Annotated in this window: 25 protein-coding genes and 1 pseudogene; 1 reads left to right on the forward strand and 25 read right to left on the reverse strand. The window is 36.9% G+C overall.

What is annotated here, in order from left to right; all coding sequences use genetic code 11:
• Positions 1–45: 45 nt before the first annotated feature.
• From UB51_RS10650 to UB51_RS10660, 3 genes are all read right to left on the reverse strand, one after another.
• Positions 46–1,047: a Gfo/Idh/MocA family protein gene (locus UB51_RS10650; RefSeq protein WP_044877277.1), complete on the reverse strand. Its 1,002-nt coding sequence runs from the start codon at positions 1,045–1,047 to the stop codon at positions 46–48.
• A gap of 108 nt (positions 1,048–1,155) precedes the next feature.
• The gene (locus UB51_RS10655; protein ID WP_044877278.1) at positions 1,156–2,253 is read right to left on the reverse strand and encodes a Gfo/Idh/MocA family protein; all 1,098 of its coding nucleotides are present in this window, start codon (positions 2,251–2,253) and stop codon (positions 1,156–1,158) included.
• 21 nt (positions 2,254–2,274) lie between these two features.
• On the reverse strand, positions 2,275–3,021 hold the full coding sequence (locus UB51_RS10660; RefSeq protein ID WP_044877279.1) for a sugar phosphate isomerase/epimerase family protein: 747 nt from the start codon (positions 3,019–3,021) through the stop codon (positions 2,275–2,277).
• Between the two features lie 109 nt (positions 3,022–3,130).
• On the opposite strand from UB51_RS10660, the gene UB51_RS10665 reads away from it, so the two are divergent.
• The gene (locus tag UB51_RS10665) at positions 3,131–4,054 is read left to right on the forward strand and encodes a helix-turn-helix domain-containing protein (RefSeq protein ID WP_052675860.1); all 924 of its coding nucleotides are present in this window, start codon (positions 3,131–3,133) and stop codon (positions 4,052–4,054) included.
• 167 nt (positions 4,055–4,221) lie between these two features.
• Here UB51_RS10665 and UB51_RS10670 read toward each other — a convergent pair whose 3' ends face one another.
• The 22 genes and pseudogenes from UB51_RS10670 to modA form a co-directional block, all read right to left on the reverse strand.
• The gene (locus UB51_RS10670; RefSeq protein ID WP_234405603.1) at positions 4,222–4,440 is read right to left on the reverse strand and encodes a helix-hairpin-helix domain-containing protein; all 219 of its coding nucleotides are present in this window, start codon (positions 4,438–4,440) and stop codon (positions 4,222–4,224) included.
• Between the two features lie 185 nt (positions 4,441–4,625).
• On the reverse strand, positions 4,626–5,306 hold the full coding sequence (locus UB51_RS10675; protein ID WP_044877280.1) for a zinc dependent phospholipase C family protein: 681 nt from the start codon (positions 5,304–5,306) through the stop codon (positions 4,626–4,628).
• A gap of 24 nt (positions 5,307–5,330) precedes the next feature.
• Positions 5,331–5,762 carry an HIT family protein gene (locus UB51_RS10680; protein WP_044877281.1) on the reverse strand — a complete coding sequence of 144 codons (432 nt, stop codon included), beginning with the start codon at positions 5,760–5,762 and terminating at the stop codon, positions 5,331–5,333.
• A gap of 66 nt (positions 5,763–5,828) precedes the next feature.
• Positions 5,829–6,464: an HAD-IA family hydrolase gene (locus UB51_RS10685; protein ID WP_044877282.1), complete on the reverse strand. Its 636-nt coding sequence runs from the start codon at positions 6,462–6,464 to the stop codon at positions 5,829–5,831.
• Positions 6,465–6,561: 97 nt separating this feature from the next.
• A complete protein-coding gene (locus tag UB51_RS10690) occupies positions 6,562–6,852 on the reverse strand; it encodes an antibiotic biosynthesis monooxygenase family protein (protein ID WP_044877283.1) in 291 nt (96 codons plus the stop codon).
• 85 nt (positions 6,853–6,937) lie between these two features.
• Positions 6,938–7,678 carry an SDR family NAD(P)-dependent oxidoreductase gene (locus UB51_RS10695; RefSeq protein ID WP_044877284.1) on the reverse strand — a complete coding sequence of 247 codons (741 nt, stop codon included), beginning with the start codon at positions 7,676–7,678 and terminating at the stop codon, positions 6,938–6,940.
• Positions 7,679–7,732: 54 nt separating this feature from the next.
• Positions 7,733–8,248 (reverse strand): GNAT family N-acetyltransferase, encoded by a 516-nt coding sequence (locus UB51_RS10700; protein ID WP_234405604.1) that lies wholly within the window; start codon positions 8,246–8,248, stop codon positions 7,733–7,735.
• 175 nt (positions 8,249–8,423) lie between these two features.
• Positions 8,424–8,966, reverse strand: coding sequence for an ATP-binding protein (locus UB51_RS10705; protein WP_044877285.1), 543 nt, complete (start codon positions 8,964–8,966; stop codon positions 8,424–8,426).
• Between the two features lie 422 nt (positions 8,967–9,388).
• On the reverse strand, positions 9,389–9,919 hold the full coding sequence (locus UB51_RS10710; protein WP_044877286.1) for an HAD-IA family hydrolase: 531 nt from the start codon (positions 9,917–9,919) through the stop codon (positions 9,389–9,391).
• 383 nt (positions 9,920–10,302) lie between these two features.
• Complete coding sequence (locus tag UB51_RS10715; protein ID WP_044877287.1) at positions 10,303–10,863, reverse strand: DEAD/DEAH box helicase family protein; 561 nt, start codon at positions 10,861–10,863, stop codon at positions 10,303–10,305.
• Positions 10,864–11,030: 167 nt separating this feature from the next.
• Complete coding sequence (locus tag UB51_RS29435) at positions 11,031–11,243, reverse strand: GNAT family N-acetyltransferase (protein WP_324607764.1); 213 nt, start codon at positions 11,241–11,243, stop codon at positions 11,031–11,033.
• Positions 11,244–11,704: 461 nt separating this feature from the next.
• The gene (locus UB51_RS10725) at positions 11,705–12,142 is read right to left on the reverse strand and encodes a GNAT family N-acetyltransferase (RefSeq protein WP_234405605.1); all 438 of its coding nucleotides are present in this window, start codon (positions 12,140–12,142) and stop codon (positions 11,705–11,707) included.
• Between the two features lie 160 nt (positions 12,143–12,302).
• Positions 12,303–12,881 (reverse strand): phosphotransferase-like protein, encoded by a 579-nt coding sequence (locus tag UB51_RS10730; RefSeq protein ID WP_044877288.1) that lies wholly within the window; start codon positions 12,879–12,881, stop codon positions 12,303–12,305.
• Positions 12,882–13,029: 148 nt separating this feature from the next.
• Positions 13,030–13,295: pseudogene (locus tag UB51_RS28950) on the reverse strand (serine/threonine protein kinase); the annotation flags it as partial.
• 80 nt (positions 13,296–13,375) lie between these two features.
• Positions 13,376–14,260, reverse strand: coding sequence for a phosphotransferase family protein (locus UB51_RS10735; RefSeq protein WP_044877289.1), 885 nt, complete (start codon positions 14,258–14,260; stop codon positions 13,376–13,378).
• 100 nt (positions 14,261–14,360) lie between these two features.
• Positions 14,361–14,897: an alpha/beta fold hydrolase gene (locus tag UB51_RS10740; protein ID WP_160297254.1), complete on the reverse strand. Its 537-nt coding sequence runs from the start codon at positions 14,895–14,897 to the stop codon at positions 14,361–14,363.
• 87 nt (positions 14,898–14,984) lie between these two features.
• Complete coding sequence (locus UB51_RS10745) at positions 14,985–15,266, reverse strand: alpha/beta fold hydrolase (RefSeq protein WP_044877291.1); 282 nt, start codon at positions 15,264–15,266, stop codon at positions 14,985–14,987.
• A gap of 181 nt (positions 15,267–15,447) precedes the next feature.
• On the reverse strand, positions 15,448–15,888 hold the full coding sequence (locus UB51_RS10750) for a phosphotransferase (RefSeq protein ID WP_044877292.1): 441 nt from the start codon (positions 15,886–15,888) through the stop codon (positions 15,448–15,450).
• A 70-nt stretch (positions 15,889–15,958) separates the two neighbouring features.
• Complete coding sequence (locus tag UB51_RS10755) at positions 15,959–16,465, reverse strand: HIT family protein (protein ID WP_044877293.1); 507 nt, start codon at positions 16,463–16,465, stop codon at positions 15,959–15,961.
• Between the two features lie 406 nt (positions 16,466–16,871).
• A complete protein-coding gene (locus UB51_RS10760; protein WP_044877294.1) occupies positions 16,872–17,123 on the reverse strand; it encodes a YolD-like family protein in 252 nt (83 codons plus the stop codon).
• Positions 17,124–17,219: 96 nt separating this feature from the next.
• Positions 17,220–17,894, reverse strand: coding sequence for a molybdate ABC transporter permease subunit (modB, locus tag UB51_RS10765; protein ID WP_044877295.1), 675 nt, complete (start codon positions 17,892–17,894; stop codon positions 17,220–17,222).
• Positions 17,891–18,676 carry a molybdate ABC transporter substrate-binding protein gene (modA, locus tag UB51_RS10770; RefSeq protein WP_044877296.1) on the reverse strand — a complete coding sequence of 262 codons (786 nt, stop codon included), beginning with the start codon at positions 18,674–18,676 and terminating at the stop codon, positions 17,891–17,893. Before modA ends, modB begins: the two co-directional genes overlap by 4 nt.
• Between the last annotated feature and the right edge of the window lie 20 nt (positions 18,677–18,696).

The following is an 18,696-nucleotide window of genomic DNA, read 5'->3' on the forward strand; positions in this document are numbered from 1 at the left end:
CCCAGTAATCTTGGGAATGCGACCCATTTTTTGAATCAACTGAATTTATGATTTCAATTCGTCCAAACGAACTGCACGATGTTCACGAGCTGAAATATTAGACGCTTCCATTAGCTTCGTTAGCTCGATCGCACATGCAATGTTCTCATCTGCCGATGTATCCTGCTGAATGTGGGTAATCCACTGCTCGAAAGCACTCACGCGATTGTCAGGTACAGGGATTTCCACCCAATCATTCTTATATTCCTCTCTTTGGGAAGTCCGAATGAGCAGCTTGTCATCAGGTGTTCCGAACAGAAGGGTTCCATCCGTACCATGAACTTCTATCGTAAACGGAGAGAAGTTATTTACGAATCCCGCTTCCACCACGCCGATAGCACCAGAAGCGGTTGATAGCATGGCTACAGCATTATCTTCCACTTCTTTTCCCGTGATATAGCCCAATTGTGCATTGACCTCAATCGGTTCCTGTTCTAAAAACAAACGTGTTAGATACATGGGGTGACATCCAAGATCAATTAGCGCTCCACCAAGACATTCTTCTAAATGGTAAAAGTGCTCCGGCAACCAGCCTGCTGTGGCACCATTATGAGATAAACGAACACGAACATAGGTCACCTCTCCAAGAAGTCCTTGCTTCAATACATCCTGAATCGCAAGTGTGTATCCGTCATTTAATCTTGGAAGGGAAACCGTCAATTTCACTTTATTATTATCAATCGATTTTATGATTTCTGTGACTTCACTCAGCGTTGGGGCAATGACTTTTTCCGTAAAAATATGTTTCCCCGCTTCAGCTGCTTTAATCATTACCTCCTTGTGCATGGATGTAGGCGCATCCACAATTACAGCATCGATATCATCACACTTTAGCATCTCATCTAATGAATCGAAAAAGGGCACCCCTTGTTTATCTGCTGCTTCTTTCCCACGCGTCGGATCTTCATCCCAGACCGCAACGATTTCTGCCTCCGGATGCTCTTGAGCTTGCTTAGTGTAATCCCACGCATGTACATGCCAATAACTTATTTTTCCGATTCTTATCATATTCAGTCCACCTTTACATTTAATATGAAGACTATTCCAAATCATACTCTACCCAGGTCGCCGAAGAATCCGAACTGTAATCTGTTCGGATTCTATCTTCAGGTTAAACTATTTATCAAAATATACGGTTTTTCCAGTCCGTGCCGATTCGTAAATCGCCTCAAGTATTTCAGTAACAACTAGCGCCTGCTCCGGTTTCACGAGTGGTTCTGTGTCATTGATGATACTTTCGATCCACAATCTGCATTCTCTACCCGCTTGGCTCTCGGATTTCCCATCAAAATAAGCAACTCCATCTGTACCCAATTCCGGCTTCTTAGTAAATAAATGACCCATCTCATCTCCATTTATCCGCAGACCGTCTTTCATGTCTGCACCACCTTCGGTACCACATAGCGTAGCCTGTGCTTCGCCTACATCTAATGTATTCAGCGCCCAGCTTGCTTCCAACGTAACTGTCGCACCATTTTCCATTGTAATAAATCCGAAAGCAGAGTCCTCTACTGTAAATAGTTCTGGGTCCCACGGTCCAAAGGCATTTGATGAATCTTTCTTGCTACCCAATTTGTGATACACATTGCCTTTAACACTCTTCACTTTGTAATTGTCCATTAACCATAAAGTCAGATCTAGCGCATGGGTTCCAATATCGATCAATGGTCCTCCGCCCTGCTCATCTTCATTTAAGAATACGCCCCATGTTGGCACAGCACGTCTACGAATCGCATGTGCTTTAGCGAAATAAATTTCGCCTAATTCTCCTTTTTCACATACCTTTTTAAGTAGCAGGGAGTCTGGACGATAGCGGTTATCGTAACCGATAGACAGTTTTTTGCCCGTTCTCTTAGCAGCTTCAAGCATTAATCTGGCTTCGGCAGCCGTCTTAGCCATTGGTTTTTCACACAGAACATGCTTTCCTGCTTCTAATGCATCAATAGTAATGAAGGAATGTGATTTGTTCGGTGTGCAGACATGGATCACATCGATACTTGTATCCTTCAATAACTCTTTGTAGTCCGTATATATGGTTACGTTCTCAAGGTCAAATTTCTTGGCCGTTTCTACTGCACGATTCTCAATAATATCGCAAAGGGCAACCAGTTCCACATTGGACTGTGTAATTAAATTAGGGATATGTTTACCATTAGCAATCCCCCCACAACCGATGATTCCTACTTTTAGTATTCTTTCAGCATTCTGTGTCATGTGACTTTCCCCTTTGATATGTTATAGAATTCCTCTTAAATATTGTAAGCTCATCTCAATACTCTCAAGCTGTGGAAGATCATACTCTTCTTGTTCTACCGTGTACCAATCCACGTTGTATTGCTTCGCTGCGGCAGTAATCTTATTGAAGTCCATAATCCCTGAGCCAATCTCTATATTCTTCTTGTCCTCTTCACTCTTCATATCTTTAATGTGCAGGATCTTACAACGTTCCTTGTATTGATGAATAAAGTCTGTAGAGTGAAGACCCGCATGTTCTACCCAGTAAGTATCCAACTCCACAAACAAATGATCTGCTTGTGTATGATTCATCAGTAGATCGAGCCCATATTGCCCCTCGAATTTCTGAAATTCAATATCATGATTATGGTAACCAAATCTGATTCCATTCTCTTTGCATCGTTCACCAATGCGATTAAACCGTTCAGCCGTCCGCTTATAAGCGTCAGCACTATCACGCATCTCTTCTGGTAGACCTGGACAAATGATATACGGACTATGAACCTCAAGCGAATACTCTATCGTTTGATCTAAATTCTCTTCAAGCTCAGTAATGCCAATGTGACTGCCAGCAGCCTGTAGTCCCAAATCATCCAATGTTTTTCTCAAATCCTTAGCAGAAGTACCGAAATATCCAGCGAATTCTACACCGTCGTAACCGATTCTAGCTACCTTTTCCAGTGTGCCAAAAAAATCTACGTTCGTTAATTCTTTAATTGAATATAGCTGCAATGCAATCTTTCCCATGTCTTTGCACTCCTTTCTTGTTACAAATAAAGTTACCAAAGTTAGTGTAAAAGTAATACAATGAAGCTATTGAAAAATATTAAATATTTGTCATTCGGAGAGTGATGTAATGACGGAAGCCTACTTTGAATCCAACCGATCCCCTATGGGATCAATCCATTATCCTTATGAATGCATGGTTCATTCGAGTGTTGGAAGCCGCTGGGTCGTAAATGCTCATTGGCATATTTATATCGAAATTCTCTATTTCTTATCTGGACAGGCCAAAGTATACCTCGGTGGAGAATGCCATCTCCTCAGCAAGGGGGATCTTATCCTTATTCATTCTCATGAGACGCATTCTATTTTTTCCATGGACGTGGAAGAGGTCTCTTATGTCGTGATCAAGTTTGATCCGGAGATTCTATACTCCACTTCAAGAACCATTTTCGAATCGAAATATGTATTACCCTTCACCATGGCGAAATCAACCAATCAACGGGTTTTCACCGAACAGGAAATTATAGATACTCCCATCCCTTCTTTGGTTACAGAAATTTATGAAGAGTTCACTTCGCGAAACTATGGGTTTGAACTAGCTGTTAGGACGTTAATATGTAGAGTATTTCTGTGGTTTTTAAGGAAGTCGCAGGACCAGCATCCGAATTGGGATATTGCGCATTCACTGAAAGAAATTGATTTTCAAATGTTGCAAAAAGTTTTCGAATATATCGATGATCATTATATGGAAGACATCAATGCTGACACTGCAGCACGTATGTGTAACCTAAGTTACAGTTACTTTTCACGAAAGTTCAAAGCAATTATGGGCAAGACATTTACGAACTACTTGAACTACATTCGGATTACAGAAGCTGAAAAGTTACTGCTAACGACCGACTCAAGTATGACGGAGATTGCTTTGGAAGTCGGATTCTCCAATTCAAGCTATTTCATTCAGCAATTTAAACAATACAAGAATATTTCACCCAATCAATTTCGTAAGAAGATTAGCCAAGAAAACTCAGAAACCGCCGTTCAGTACATGAGTTAGTCGGTTTGCACAAGAAGAAACGGTTACAGTCCTATAAGGGGCGGTAACCGTTTCTCGTATAAATGAAAGTATAGTGAAGACTTATATTTTTCTAATATTTCCAAAAAATCTGGAAGCTAATATGCCTTTCAGGTCAATAATAATTATTTTATCACTTTAGGTGACCTTTATTGGTTTGAGAACTTGAGACCTTTCATCTCGAGAGCTGAGCGTAGTTGTTCAACTGCGTTAGGCCCTATACCATGCAAATTCATCAGTTCAGACTCACTGAGCTTTGAGATCTGTTCTAATGTCCTAAGATCCGAATTAGCTAGCGCTCGTAACGCTGGCTTCGCCAAGCCAATTGGAAGATCATTTTCCTGCATATTGTGATTGTCCGTCTTCACGATAATTCCTCCATATCAATAATAGATAACTGATTATATCATTAGACTAATATGATAACAAAAATAGAGCCTGAAAATAATGAAAAAACTAAATTTACAATACCCCTTATTCGTTTCAATTTGAATAGATAGCAAAAAGACACAAGCAGATTTTTAGTCTACCTATGTCTTTTCACATTCATCAGTTAGCTGATGTTACTAGCCTCATCGATAAGCCCACATTCCCATTCTTCAAATTGTAATTTTAAACGACCAATGGTCTCTTCAACAAAATCAGCCACTATTTTATCTGTAATATATTCTGGTATAATCCCCGGTTCTTTGGAGGGGTCATTGAAAAATAAAAATGTCCTATCCCGCCACTGAATGACTTCCTCTGAGGTCAATAATTCTCCAAAAGAAAAACTTCTAGATTCTGCTAATAGCTCCCATACTTCAGAACTCCACATTTTATGTTTATAGAGATTAAAGTCAATTTGGTCTGTCTCTTTGTAGTATAAAGTTCTAATCTCTTCAGGTGTTCGGTTCAGTAATTCATTAGACTCAACAAATTTAGGGTGCAGTTCTTGAAACCAGTAATAATCAGTTAACAAATGCATAAAATATCCCCGTACAAACCATCTCCATTTCGTATCTGAACTTTGATTAATATAACTGGAATAGAGTGGTCCTAACCTCGCTAGATAATTCCCATCAACTCCCGGAGAAAAATGGGTTTTGTTCTTATCCTCCCTAGTGGAACCATCTCTCATATGTATAGAATCTGGAGCAATATTCCCTAGGAAAAATGTATCCTTCTCAGTTTTTATTCCTAATTTTCCTATAAAACCAACAGCCACATTTAAATGAACCATAGGCAATGGCATGAATTCGTTTCCTCCTCAAAACTACTAGAAATATCTTTGAGTTAGCTTAACAATCTCTCCGTTAAATTTACTTCTGGTTTCCTTTAATCTTGTTTCTGCTCTATGTTCAATCAGTGGTTCGGACCATGTAAAACCATCTCCCTTATACCGAGGTATTACATGCATATGAAAATGGGTTAAGTCATTAAAAATACCACCATTCTGACAAATTGATATCCCATCTGGTTTATATATCTTTTTAATGATATTGGTCATACGAATTGCACCACCCATTATTGCAGTAAGAGTATCCTGCTTCAACTCCTCTAAATCATGAAAATGTTCTTTTGGTAAAATCAATATGTGTCCCTCGTTGAATGGTGCAATATCAAGTACACAAGTAATATGATCATCTTCGAATACAACGTTCACTTCAGGTTCATTATGATTTGCAATTCTACATCCAAGACATTCCATAATGTACTCCTTAGTTTTTCAATTTTAATTATTGGATCCAGAATCTCCACTCTTTAAAGTTGCTACTTATTTTTTGACAATGCCTATTATTTCTCTTGGATCTTCTATTAAATAGTTTGGTTTTTCAGAGAATAGTATTTCTTTATTATAAAGACCCCATGAGACAGCAATGACTTCAACATTATTTCGCTTGCAGGCCTTTATATCCCTTACCTCATCTCCTATATAAATGAGTTCTTTATTAGATATTTTGTGCTCCCTCATATAGTTCTTAATCGCTTGGTCTTTGCCAAATAGCCCCTTTGATGATGTTATATGACTAAATAAGTTGATTTTTTGGTGGTTCAAGTACTCATTGATATTTAATTCTGAGTTTGAAGTAATAATGGATAGAATGTAACCCTTATTCTTCAATTCACGTACAACATCTATTATTCCATCAAAAAAATTAACCGATTCCAGATAAAATTTGTATCTGTCTTTAAACTCGTGACCTATCTTTCCTATCACAAAGACCCTGAATATTGAAGCTTCAAGAGCCTTAAGTCTTTTTCTCAATGGGAGACTCATTATAACTTGGTACTCTTTCCGATCTAGCTTCTTAAGTTTGTATTTAGCAGCTAACTCGTTATATACCTTAACAATCACTTCAGCGGAATCTACAAGTGTTCCATCAAAGTCGAAAACGATATGTTTCTTCACTTGCTGACCTCATCTCTGAATTTCCTAAGCAAGATTCATCTAACCACCCCACCCATCTTAAGGTCTAGAGGACCGACCGATGCGGTAGATTCCTCCTCTATTTTATATTTATATAATGCTCCACTATCGGAAATGGCTCATAAAAATGATGTAATAATGCCTTCCATTCCTTATACTCATCCGATCCTCTAAATCCCTTTACATGGTCTTCGAGGGTTTCCCATCTTACCAGTACTATGTATTTATTATCCTCTTCTAAACACTTCTGCAATTCATGGTTTATATAGCCCTTCATGTTTGAAATAATCTTTGATGCTTCTTGAAATGTTGACTCAAAATGATGAGTTAATTCAGGTTTAATATGCAATATCGCTACTTCAAGTATCATTATAATATGCTCCCATCTTGATTTCAGGTTATTTTTAACATTTATGATTAGCGGACCTATCACACTTCTTCAACTAAACTTACAATTAGCCCTCAAAGTACTTAACGAGCTTTCCAGGTTCAATCTTCTTATCAATAATATTTATTAAGTGTTTCCCAAGCTCTTCAGTTGATTGTAACTGTCCTGTTTGATGTGCCTGTTTAAACAATTTAGCCATTTCAAAATCTTGATCATCCTTTCCTCTCACGACTTGCTGCAATTCCGTTTCAACCATACCTGGATCTACAGCAATTATCTCTATTGGATATTGTCGCTTCGATTGCTCAGCCCCGATACATTGAGTAAACATATTTATTCCAGCTTTAGCAGTACAATACACGCTCATCGCGGGTGCTGGATATGACCCAGAACCTGAAGATATATTTATAATCTTTTTCCTTATTGGAACGTCATCCATTTGATTTATAAAGTAAGAAGTCAAAACCATCGGAGCAATTAGACTTATTTGTATGTTCTTATTAATTTCTTCGGCATTACAATTGTCTATGGTTTTTAAAGGTTCGATCATGGCAGCATTATTAATAAGGCAAATCATTTCCGAAGCATTTAAATTAATTTGACTGAAAATCTCTTTCAGTAATGGTTCGATTCCCAGTATATTACTCAAATCAAAATGATGATGGGTGTAATTTTTGTAATTATCTAAAATATTTGAATCACCACGTGAAATACCATGTACACAATTTCCATTATCAAGGAGCATTCTGGCTAATTGTTCACCGATACCTCTTGATGTTCCAGTGATTATGAAGTGACCTTTATTCATTCAATGACCTCCGTTAGGGTATCGCATCTCTTCTAAATTAATTACGTGCATTCTTCATGAATCACTCTTATAAAAAAGATTGGTTAATATGTTTCTATTTCTTTGATTAATAAATTGCTTTTCTAGTATCATACCTAGTTTCTCAGCAACTCTCATAGAAGCAACATGATCACTTGGCATATTTACACATATCCGTCTAAGTTTTAGATCATGTAGTCCGTATTGCAAGCATGCTTGAGCTGCTTCAAAGGCAAATCCTTGCTTCCAATATTCAGAGTAAATAATATACCCTAAGTCATATTCGGGTTGTCCATCTATTTCAGTTTTTACTATCCCTACATCACCAATCAAGTCACCGGTATCTTTTAATTCTAATCCCCATCTGCCATATCCATTATTATTGTAAGATTCGATATTTCGTTTTAACCATTGTTCCGTTTGATCAACCTTAAACGGAGAAGGCCAAAATGACATTGTAATAGGATCAGATAAAATAGAATTTAATGGCTCAAAGTCGTTCATTGTATACTGCTTAACTAAGAGTCTTGTGGTTTCTAAGATGTTTAACACTAGCCTCACCCTTTCGCATAATCTTGTGAATTCACGAAATGATCCAGCTTTAGATAGCTCTTATCTTAGGCTAGGCCATTTGTTGTCTGATCTTCTTCCATGATTATACATCTGATAACCAAGAGGAGAAAGCCCAAAAGCATGAATTTCGTATTGTCCTAATAACCTCGCTATTTCAGGGTATTATTGAATTCAAATAACCTATTACAATTTCCACTCTTTCTTTGACAGAGTGATCTCCCTCAATTCTCAAAATCGGACATGATAACCCTGACATCCAATGTTCATGTAAAGATCGGCTTCTAACTTCCAAGCCAGCTTTATCATAAAGTAAGGCCCACTCTATAAATTCCTTCGATTTTTCGTACATCGTTCCACCAGGTAATATTTCATCTCCGTATCTTAGAAATTCCCTTTCCTTTAATCTTTTCTCTCTTATATCTTGAGGGACATATAGAAAAACAACTAAATCAAAGAAAGCCTTTAATTCATCTCCCCAACCACAAACCGCTCCAGAAAGTATCCATTCTTTATAATTTACAAGGTCTTCTTTTAAAAGATGAACCCTTTCTTGTGGTTCTCTCTGTTTCTCAAATTTCTCTATCCAAAAATAATCATCACCATCAAAAAGTACATGAGGGAGAGATAAAGATAATCCTCTTCCTAGTGTCGTTGTTCCTGAACCAGAGGCACCAAATATATGTATTCGATTATTCATACTAACCTCCGTTGATTTCATCAAAACTATAACCTCGGCGTGTTTTTTTTATGATTATTTTGGTGTAAATGATTATCTCGGAACCATTCTGATATTCCCTAAATAAGTTTCTTAACAATATCCTCTAATTTCATTCCTCTTGAACCCTTAAACAAAATCACATCGTTTTCTTCAACTAAACTAATGATGTTGTCGATCAATAGTTGTCTACTCGAAAAATGCCTTACTAAACCAATTTTCATATGACTCCTTTTAATATTGGTATGGTTTCACCACATTTCATATAACGTTTCTGCTTTCACGACATCATCCACTTTAGACTGAGCTGAACGAGCTGTGCAACTATCGCGGTCTTAATTTACAAGAAGTGCTAATGTGTTGTTATACGAATGATGGTCTTCCTCGAATCCACTTACAAATCTTCAGTTCTTGTATAATATATTCTCTAATCGTTTTATCCAATTGCCATTCTTATCAGCAATGAGAGTATTCCATAATAGATCTTTCGCAGGTTTCATATTCTTCTCTTGGTCATCTACAAAAATTACTTGTAAATCGGTTTTTAATCTTGATTTAACGATTTCATAACTCTCAGGATCAGGTTTGCAATATCCAATCGAACTATCTATACGATGATTACTGAGTAAATGGATATCCGCTACTTGACTCCAGTTAGGAACATAGTTGAACGCAGGTAATCTCTTTAGGTGCTTAACCAGGATAGTTTGTGCATTATGTATTTCAATCAATGGGCATTGCTTACTGATCCATTCCCAAAAATCTTCTTCGCTTATCTTACCTGTCCAAAGCAATTTTCGTATTTCTTGTTTGAATTGAGTTTTCAAGTTCTCACTTGAAACGAATGCTGATTCTGCAAGCTCATTCCAAAATAAAGGAGAAATATTTGTTATTATTACGCCTGCAATATCTAAAATTAATTGATATTTAATCATATTTTGATCTCCTAGGTCCTTATTCAAGCTCTTTGGTTCTTTCGTATTACGTATTTGCATTCATGAACACGAAAGGTTCAAGTGACCTAAGAGAAAACTGGCTCTGCCAGTTAGTCTCGCAGGGTTAAGTCTCTGATTACTCTTCCTCGAATGAAGCAATCTTCTATGTGGAGTGTTTCAAGAAGTAAAAGTGAGGTTTCAATAGGAACATCCATATAGTCGCTTAGTTCTGCCCATAAATCTTCACGATAAGAGTCATTGTAATATCAGGAATCTGATTAATGATATTTATTCGCTCTTCAAACGAAGGACTGGGAATCGGTTCAAAATGACCCAAGGCATTAGCCCGTAGCATAAATCCTAGCTATCCGTGCCATACTCCACTATAATTGAAACTTTTCCTTAATAATATTTGCGACTTCTATTGGACTCACACCTGTATTATTGATTTTAATATAATTTTCTTTTTTGATTTCACCATCCATAGAGTTTAATCTGTATTTTTCCATCGTGCTTCTTAAATCCTCTTCTGACCACTCAATATTTCGTTTTGTTGGTTTATGGTTTAATCTGTGGGGACTTTTGTTACGCTCAAGTCTTTCTTCTACAGCTGCTTCAAGTTCAACAAAATAAACAACTCCACCTTTTGATTCAAATAAATCACTAATTTTATTAATATAATCCCAGTCAGTTTGCAAATCAAACGCCCATACATAAGTAAAAATCAATCCGTATAGATCACTTTTTGATACTTCTTCAAATATTTCCTGACGAAATAAATTAACTAATCTTTTTCCCGCTTCAGTGCTATAGCTAAAAGAGGGAGAAACCAATTCAATAGTCATATGATTATGAAAAAGCTTCAATTTCGTTATTTTTTCTAGTTCATGTCCAACTGTCATTTTACCAACGGCCTGTGGTCCAAATATTATAATAAATTTCATAAATCCTCCTATTTGGAGCTTAAACACTATTTACAGATACTAACTCAAATTACATTTATTAGATACAACCCAAGAATAGCGAAATTCAGGGTTTAGCGCATTTCATACAACGTTTAATGTATTCACGACGTCTATTATCCTTATCTTTAAATAGAGAGCTACTTCCACTATATTTTTCTTCCCTGAGGCAGTCTTCCCATTAATCGTTCTGATTCTCTTTCAAACCCATATTGTTCATACAATCCATGAGCATCTAATGTCGCTAAAATACCTGTCATCCATTCATATTCTTCAGAATTAATAATAACTTCAACTAATTTCTTTCCAATACCTTGCCCCTGATATTCTTTCAACACAAATACATCACATAAGTAAAACATGGTTACTCCATCTGTGACGATCCTTGCAAAAACCAATTTGGTTATTATTATAATAAACGCCATAACAATGAGAAGATTCGATAGATTTCAATATCCGTTCAGGTGGTCTCCTGTTTGCCCAATAGCTTTGAGCTAAGTAATCCAGTACACATTGTCTGTTGATTTTGTCTTTATCATCTGATATTAAGAAATCATTGTACAAAATTTCCATGAATATCCCCCTCACAATTGTCTTTATCACTACGCAAATTTCGTCTAACGTTTCCGTGTTCACGACGTCCATGCACCTTAAGCTGCACAGGTCGTGAGTCTAGCGCGATCATGACCGGCCCGATGCGCTTAAGTGAATGGATGTGTTACCTGAATTGGCTTCTCAGAATTACCTCGGCAACCGAATGACGGCGTAGCGGGCGATGCATGAACACTTGTTATCAAATGGGAATGCCCTCATCGAATGACACTCATGATTTTCTTGGTACAAGAAACGTCTGAGACAACACTTGATGAGATCCGAGTAATCCGTCTATCTCAATGTTGTCTTTCTCCTCAATGTAATCAATATTTCGTTTTTTGTAAAATCTCTTCCAAAATTGAACTGCGACAATATTGTTTTCTAATTGTTCAATCTTATATCTACCTGGAAAAAGATTTAAAATCATAGCTACCGCTTCGAATGCCATACTCTTTCTTCTATACTTCTTCAACATAAACAACTCTTGTATGGCGTAATCTACCCCTTCTACTACAAAAGGTGGAGAGCACACCAGGATAAATCCTACTATCTTATTATTATATTTGATGAAATACGGATGTAACTCTTCTCGATCAAGATACAAGTAAGTATTGGTCGGATCAAATTTCCCATCATCCTTAGTATCTTCATCAGTGTATTCAGACAACTCCATACAGATAGAGATTGTAAAGATTGAAAAAAATCTCTTTTTGTTCTTTATTGATTTCAGTTATTATTACACTCATGTTCATTCTCCTTGTATTTATATTTTCATCCATTTCTGATAACGTTTGTGTATTCCCAAACCCTCATCGGCTTAAGCCTACTCATAAATCCTTATTTTCTTTAAGTGCTCTAGGTTTATTGGTTATTATAAATTCTTTAATCATATTTGCACATTCAGTTATTGAGTTATTATTCGTATTTATTTCGAGATCATATTTGCTATATTTATGTACGATTTCAAATTGTGCTTTGGCTAACCCTATTGGCCTGTCTCTTCTGTCTCGTTCTCTTCGTTCGAGTTCATCAAGTGGACAATGGACCCCAATATAGAATGTTTGTGTATTATTAAATAATTTAATACATTCCTTTAGCCATCTTGGCTCAATCAGTACATGATCAACTATTATATTCTTTCCAATCATAGAAAAAGCCGCAATATAATGATGAAAAAGTGATATTACTGGTGTTTCTATCATTTCTTCATTTTCAATAGTTCGTATTTCTTCTCTAGATACGTGTTCGCCAAACATACCCATCAACATATCATTTACGCCAGCAATTGCGTTATCGACAGATAGGTAAATGAAATCTTCATCGAGTATTTGCATTAGCTCATAAGAAATGCTTGTTTTCCCTGCACTTGAGGTGCCGTTCAGGAAAATTACTGTTCCGTTTTTCAAGTTTATTTATCTCCCTTCATGATAGGCTTCTGTCGGTATTGCATAACGTCTGTATATTTGTATCTATGACAACTGTTGGTTCCAATCTATCATTACTAAGACTTCTATGAGAATACATCTTAGATTTCCTCCTTTATTTGACTTTGTTCTACGATTGGGCGTACTTCCAAGCTGCATAAAATTTGGATAACGAAGAAAATCTATTGTTTCTGTTTGGGTCGATAGCTTTTGCTGCTACATTGTACAACTCATGTCCCGCCTCCCACTTTGTGAAAGATCTATCCATTTCTCCACCAACTAAAGCAAAAGCTGCGGCTCTCCCATATTGAATACATTAGTTTTACTATCAATTTCCGCACCATATTCAAATTCCTCAGGAGACATAAACTTCGAAGATCCCCAGAGTCTCCCAAGACTGTAAAAACGGTTCCCAATTCTTCTAGCCAATCAAAAACCTATGTTCTTTTTGTAATTGAAAAGATATAGTTTCTAATTCAATTGATACTGGACTCATTCAAATCCTCCCTACTTTTTTCAGCAGTCAGATTTCTTCTAATCTCTTGAATTAATAAATTCTTCTCATCTTCAGATATTGCATCAGCTGATAATTTCCTTGCTGCAACAGGTATAAACCATGGATAAACTTCATTATAAGAAATACCTGTTAGTTCGGTGTATTCATCCATAAAAATGTTGATAATTGATTCTCTTATTGAATCAAAGAATTCCGTGACTCTACTTGGGAAATGAGATGGCAATATCGCATATCTTATCATAATTATATATTCAGCTAAGTCTGCTTCAGGATTACCAATTGAAGCATTCATCCAATCTATTGCTACAGCCTTGCCGTCGCTACTTTTCATGAAATTCCCTGGATTGGGATCTCCATGGCATAGCACTTGTTTGGAAGGTAGAGATTCAAGTATGGAGATAATTGACTCTTTCTCAAGCAATGTTAAATATCCAACACTATGTATCGAGTATGTTATATTTTCTCTTTGAGATGATGATAGTCTGGCATCTGATACATTGTGTATTTCACTTAGAATACGAGCAGTTAAACGGATATCTTCCCCATTAATATCTGAAGTACTAGTCATTTGATTCAGTGCTTGTGTCAGAAATCTTTCCATTAGTGTTTCTCCATGAATCCGTTCAAAAACTATTCCCGGTCGACCATCAATTTCCAATAACTCATATGGCCTGGCTACTGAAAGCCCCTTTTCCCATGCAATAACATTATTTTGGTACTCTCTACTCATAGCATCATAGTCTGTATTAGCTTTTGCTAGTTTGATAAGCTTGCTGCTATCCTCAAGCTCAAAAACTTCTGAGCAGCCACCTTCACCAATTTTTAATCCAAGCTTTATGCCCATGCTAATTTCTCCTTTATTTACCTCGAATCAACTACCAAACCAGCTTCCTCTACGACAATTATCCAAATAGAAATTTCTTCAATATCATATCATCACGCATTTAGAGGTGCTCATTACACAAGAATTCATTAATTTTCATGTTTACATATTGTGGATCTTCTAGATTAAGTAGATGACCTGTTCCAGGAATAATCTCTGCATGTATATTCTTGCATAATTGAGTTGCGCGATAAGATGCCAAATTGGCGTCACTAATGACTTCCTGATCCCCGAGGAGGAGGAGGACAGGCATAGTGAGTCTCTTAAGCTCATCGTCACTGTAAACATCTGGTGGAACTTTCAATGAAAGAGAACCATATCTAAATGCAGCATGAAATTGGTCTACCAACGCTTTGTTTAGTTGATGTTTGGATAGCCACTTTATAAAGTGGCACACGTTCCATTTCATTGGAATTGCAGACATCGCAATAATTCGATAAATGAATTGTTTATACAATGGCACAAATGAAGAGGCAGGACTAAGTAAAAACAATTTTTTAACTTTATGAGTCGCATAAATAGCGTAATTTATACCCAGAAACCCTCCATAAGAAATTCCACCGATACAACACGCATCAATTTCCAATCTATTCAACACTTCGTCTAACCATTCCCCGCATTCTACCCTATTCACGGGTAATATGCTCGGTATACTCTTATTCAAATCACCAATAAAATCAATTGCCTAGACTTTGTATTTTTTTGCTAGGTGTTGGATATTGGGGAACCAGATCGTTGAACTAAATCCCATGGCATGCAAAAGAATAAGTGGTTCACCATCATCTGGACCACAAGAAATGACATGAGTTTTTCCAAATCGTGTAGGAACATAGAATGTCGTATAAGGGACATTCCATAAAGAAAGACTTTTTTCGTATTTAATATTGTATTTCAATTCCTTCTGCAAGGTTTTAAAGTGTATCGGATTGCTTGAAGCTACCTGAGTCTTGATCCCCTTTCTTTCCATAGTTCTCCTCCTGATTTTAAAAAATTCAGATGATATGATGAGTCCATTTCATAATAACTCTTTCCGATAACGTTGCGAATTCCTGACGTCCAATCGGCTTTAAGGCATGTAGTACCGGGTCGTCTATCTTAGCCGATTGAATGTCAAACAATCATTACCTATAGTTTATACTTTTGCTCGCTTAGAGTGAATAATAGACAGCTTTGCCCTGAATAAAATCCCTACATAAGGTATCGCAAATTTCATCTGCATTGGTTTTAATCCAACCATTTCTATTAGAGTCACGAATAAAAAAAACGTAACTAACAAATATGTCCATAAATATTAATCCTTCAATGTATCTTAAATCATCGAGAGTAATAGAACTTTTTGACGAATAACCATTTAAAAATGTTCTTCTCAACTCACTTGGAAGAATGGAAGAAGCACTACCTAAATCGAATAAATAATAACCATAACCAGATAAACTAAAATCGATTAAACTTGGGCGACCATTACTGATAATCACATTTCCTAATTGTAAATCGGCATGGATAAGACCCCAAGCGCATTCTCGCATATCCGTTATACTCTTCGTTAAAAGAAAGACTTCTAGGTAAATGGATGTATCTACCTGAATCACTTCCTCAAAAAACTCCTCTGGCAGATCAAGGGCCATATGGCCCGCAGCACGAGTATTGTGTTAGATGAAGTTACCTTGATTTACTTGAAAAATCCCTTAAACCATTTCTTAATATTTCAATTCCTTCAATCACTCTTTTCATATTCTCTTCGTCATTCATGTTATTTCTTGCATGTAACAAAACAGGTCTTAATGATTCAACTGAATTACCAAACTGATACATCCATTCATATCTTGGAACCATCCATAAATGAAAATGATGTGTCGTGTCTTCATTATAAAAGTAATACACCTTGTCAATTCCCAATAATTTTCTTTGTTCTTTCCTTATCTTATGTATTAATGAAATATATTCAATTTGTTCTTCATTCGTTAACTCATCCATGCTGTAAAAATGTCTTTTCGAAGCTAGAATCACTAAACCTTTAATAGGGTAAGCAACATCTTGATGAGCATGAAAATTAGTGCTTTCATAAATCGTTCCGCCCGTTGGTGTGATTAATCCACTTGTTAAAGCGCAACTTAAGCATTCAACTTCTATTGATCTTCCGTCAGCCAATAAAATATGTCTTGGCATACTTCACCTCCTGGTTTTTTATAAACTCACTTCGTAATATCATCTAACATAAAATTCAATATCGATCCTATAAATCCTGCTATTTCCACATTTACCGATTTAATGTGTGAGATTAAAGGTTCAAATTCATAATCAGCGCTTGCTGAAAATAGAATTTTATGCTGATCCTAGCGGAGAGGATGGAATTGTCGTGGAGAAGCGTAGCGTTCGCCTTTGTCCCTGAATTTTTACCGCAAAGAGCGGTAAATTCAAAAAATTTGGGGGCAACAGCGATCGGAAGGACAATCCATCCGCGTAGCGATCACTTATCAACTCGATACGGTGTTGAGCCAGATTAAATAGAAATATTATTGTGAAATAGTAAAAAACCTCGAGAATAGTTCTCGAAGTTTCTTACAGATCATATTTAATCTCTAGGATAATCAACTCTCATGATATCCATAAATGGGACTTTATTGAGTACTTCAGCATCTTGAACATGGACCAATCTTGTACGAGAATCCATATTCACAATCACTCCTCGCACTTGTTCAGAACGTCCCCAGACCGTTAACAGTATCTCACTATCCTCATTTTTTGCATCTACTAGTTGATTTCCTAATTCTTCAAGTTCAAACTCGTCACGCGTGGGCCTTTTTGCTACCTTAGCCTTAGCCATATATATCACCCCTTGCCAAGCACAATCCTATATCAATTATACCTCAAATCTAGCAACTCGACATTTGATTTCCTACATCGTTCTGAATCTATTCATTTAATTCCTTTTTATCCCTGTCAGTAGTAGCATTACGAACGATATTAGAATTATGGTAATCGTCCATACCCATGCTAGAGTCGTATTTCCTGAATCTACAGCAACATATATGGCAGTTGGGATCGTTTGTGTTTTCCCTGGGATATTTCCAGCTATCATCAATGTCGCACCGAATTCTCCAAGTCCACGGGCAAATCCAAGAATATAAGCAGATATTAAAGATCTAGAAACTAAGGGAAGTGTGATATATCGAAAAACTTGCCAATCCGTAGCTCCTATGGAACGACCTGCATCTTCTAATTCCTTATCCACAGAAGTAAAGCCAACCTTCATTGTCTGATATACAAGTGGGAAGGCAACAACAATTGAAGCGATCACTGCAGCCCACCATGTAAAAATGACAGGAGCTGAGAAGAGCCATTCTATGGCCTGTCCCACCCAACTGCTACGTCCTAATAGAACCAATAATAAAAACCCAACAACCGTTGGAGGTAATACAAGAGGGAGTATAAATAGCGTTTCGATTAACGTTTTTCCTTTGAACTCATTTCTAGACATCCACCAGGCAATGCTTACTCCCAATATCACAGTCACAATGCTTGATAATAGAGCAACTTGTAATGATAATCGGATCGGCGACCAATACATCTGCCAATCGATGTTCCCATCTATCATTTAGAAATCGAAAAGCCATATTTCACGAATATATCTAACGCTGGACTAGACTGGAGAAAGGTATAGAACTCTTCCGCCTCCTTACTATGATTTGTCGCTTTAACGATCCCTACAGGATATTCTATCTTGGCGTATGTAACCGGATCAACCGCAAATGCAATCTTTACCTTATCTGAAGTCAACGCATCTGTTTTATATACGAAACCAGCATCCACATTCGTTGTCTCCACATACTGCAATACTTGCCTAACATCTTTAGATTGTACGATTTTAGATTGTAATTGTTCCCATAATCCCATATGACTCAATGCTTCCTTCGCATAATTACCGGCTGGAACAGTTTCCGGAATACCTATAGCTACCTTTTGAAAATGTTCATCTATGAGGTCCTTTTCACTTGAAATAGGTACCTTTGATTCTTTAGGTATAACGACAACTAATTCATTAGTCAGCAAATTTTGTTGTTCCTGTGCATCAACTAACTTTTTGTCTATAAGTGCGTTCATATTCTTAGTCGCCGCTGATAGAAATACATCCACTGGAGCCCCTTGCTCTATTTGTTGCTGCAAAGCACCAGAAGCACCAAAGTTAAAATGAAGCTTTACATGCAAATGATCTGTTTCATATAAAGTTCGTATTTCCTGAAGTGCATCTGTTAAACTTGCAGCCGCCGAGATGGTTAGCTCCACCTTCTCATGAGAAGATTGACCACATGCCCCCAGTATAACTGCCATGAGTAACATAAGAGTCATAAGGCGACTAATTTTAACGATATTAACCATTTGAGCCCTCCATCCATATC

This window comes from Paenibacillus sp. IHBB 10380 (genome assembly GCF_000949425.1).
GTDB lineage: Bacteria > Bacillota > Bacilli > Paenibacillales > Paenibacillaceae > Paenibacillus_AQ.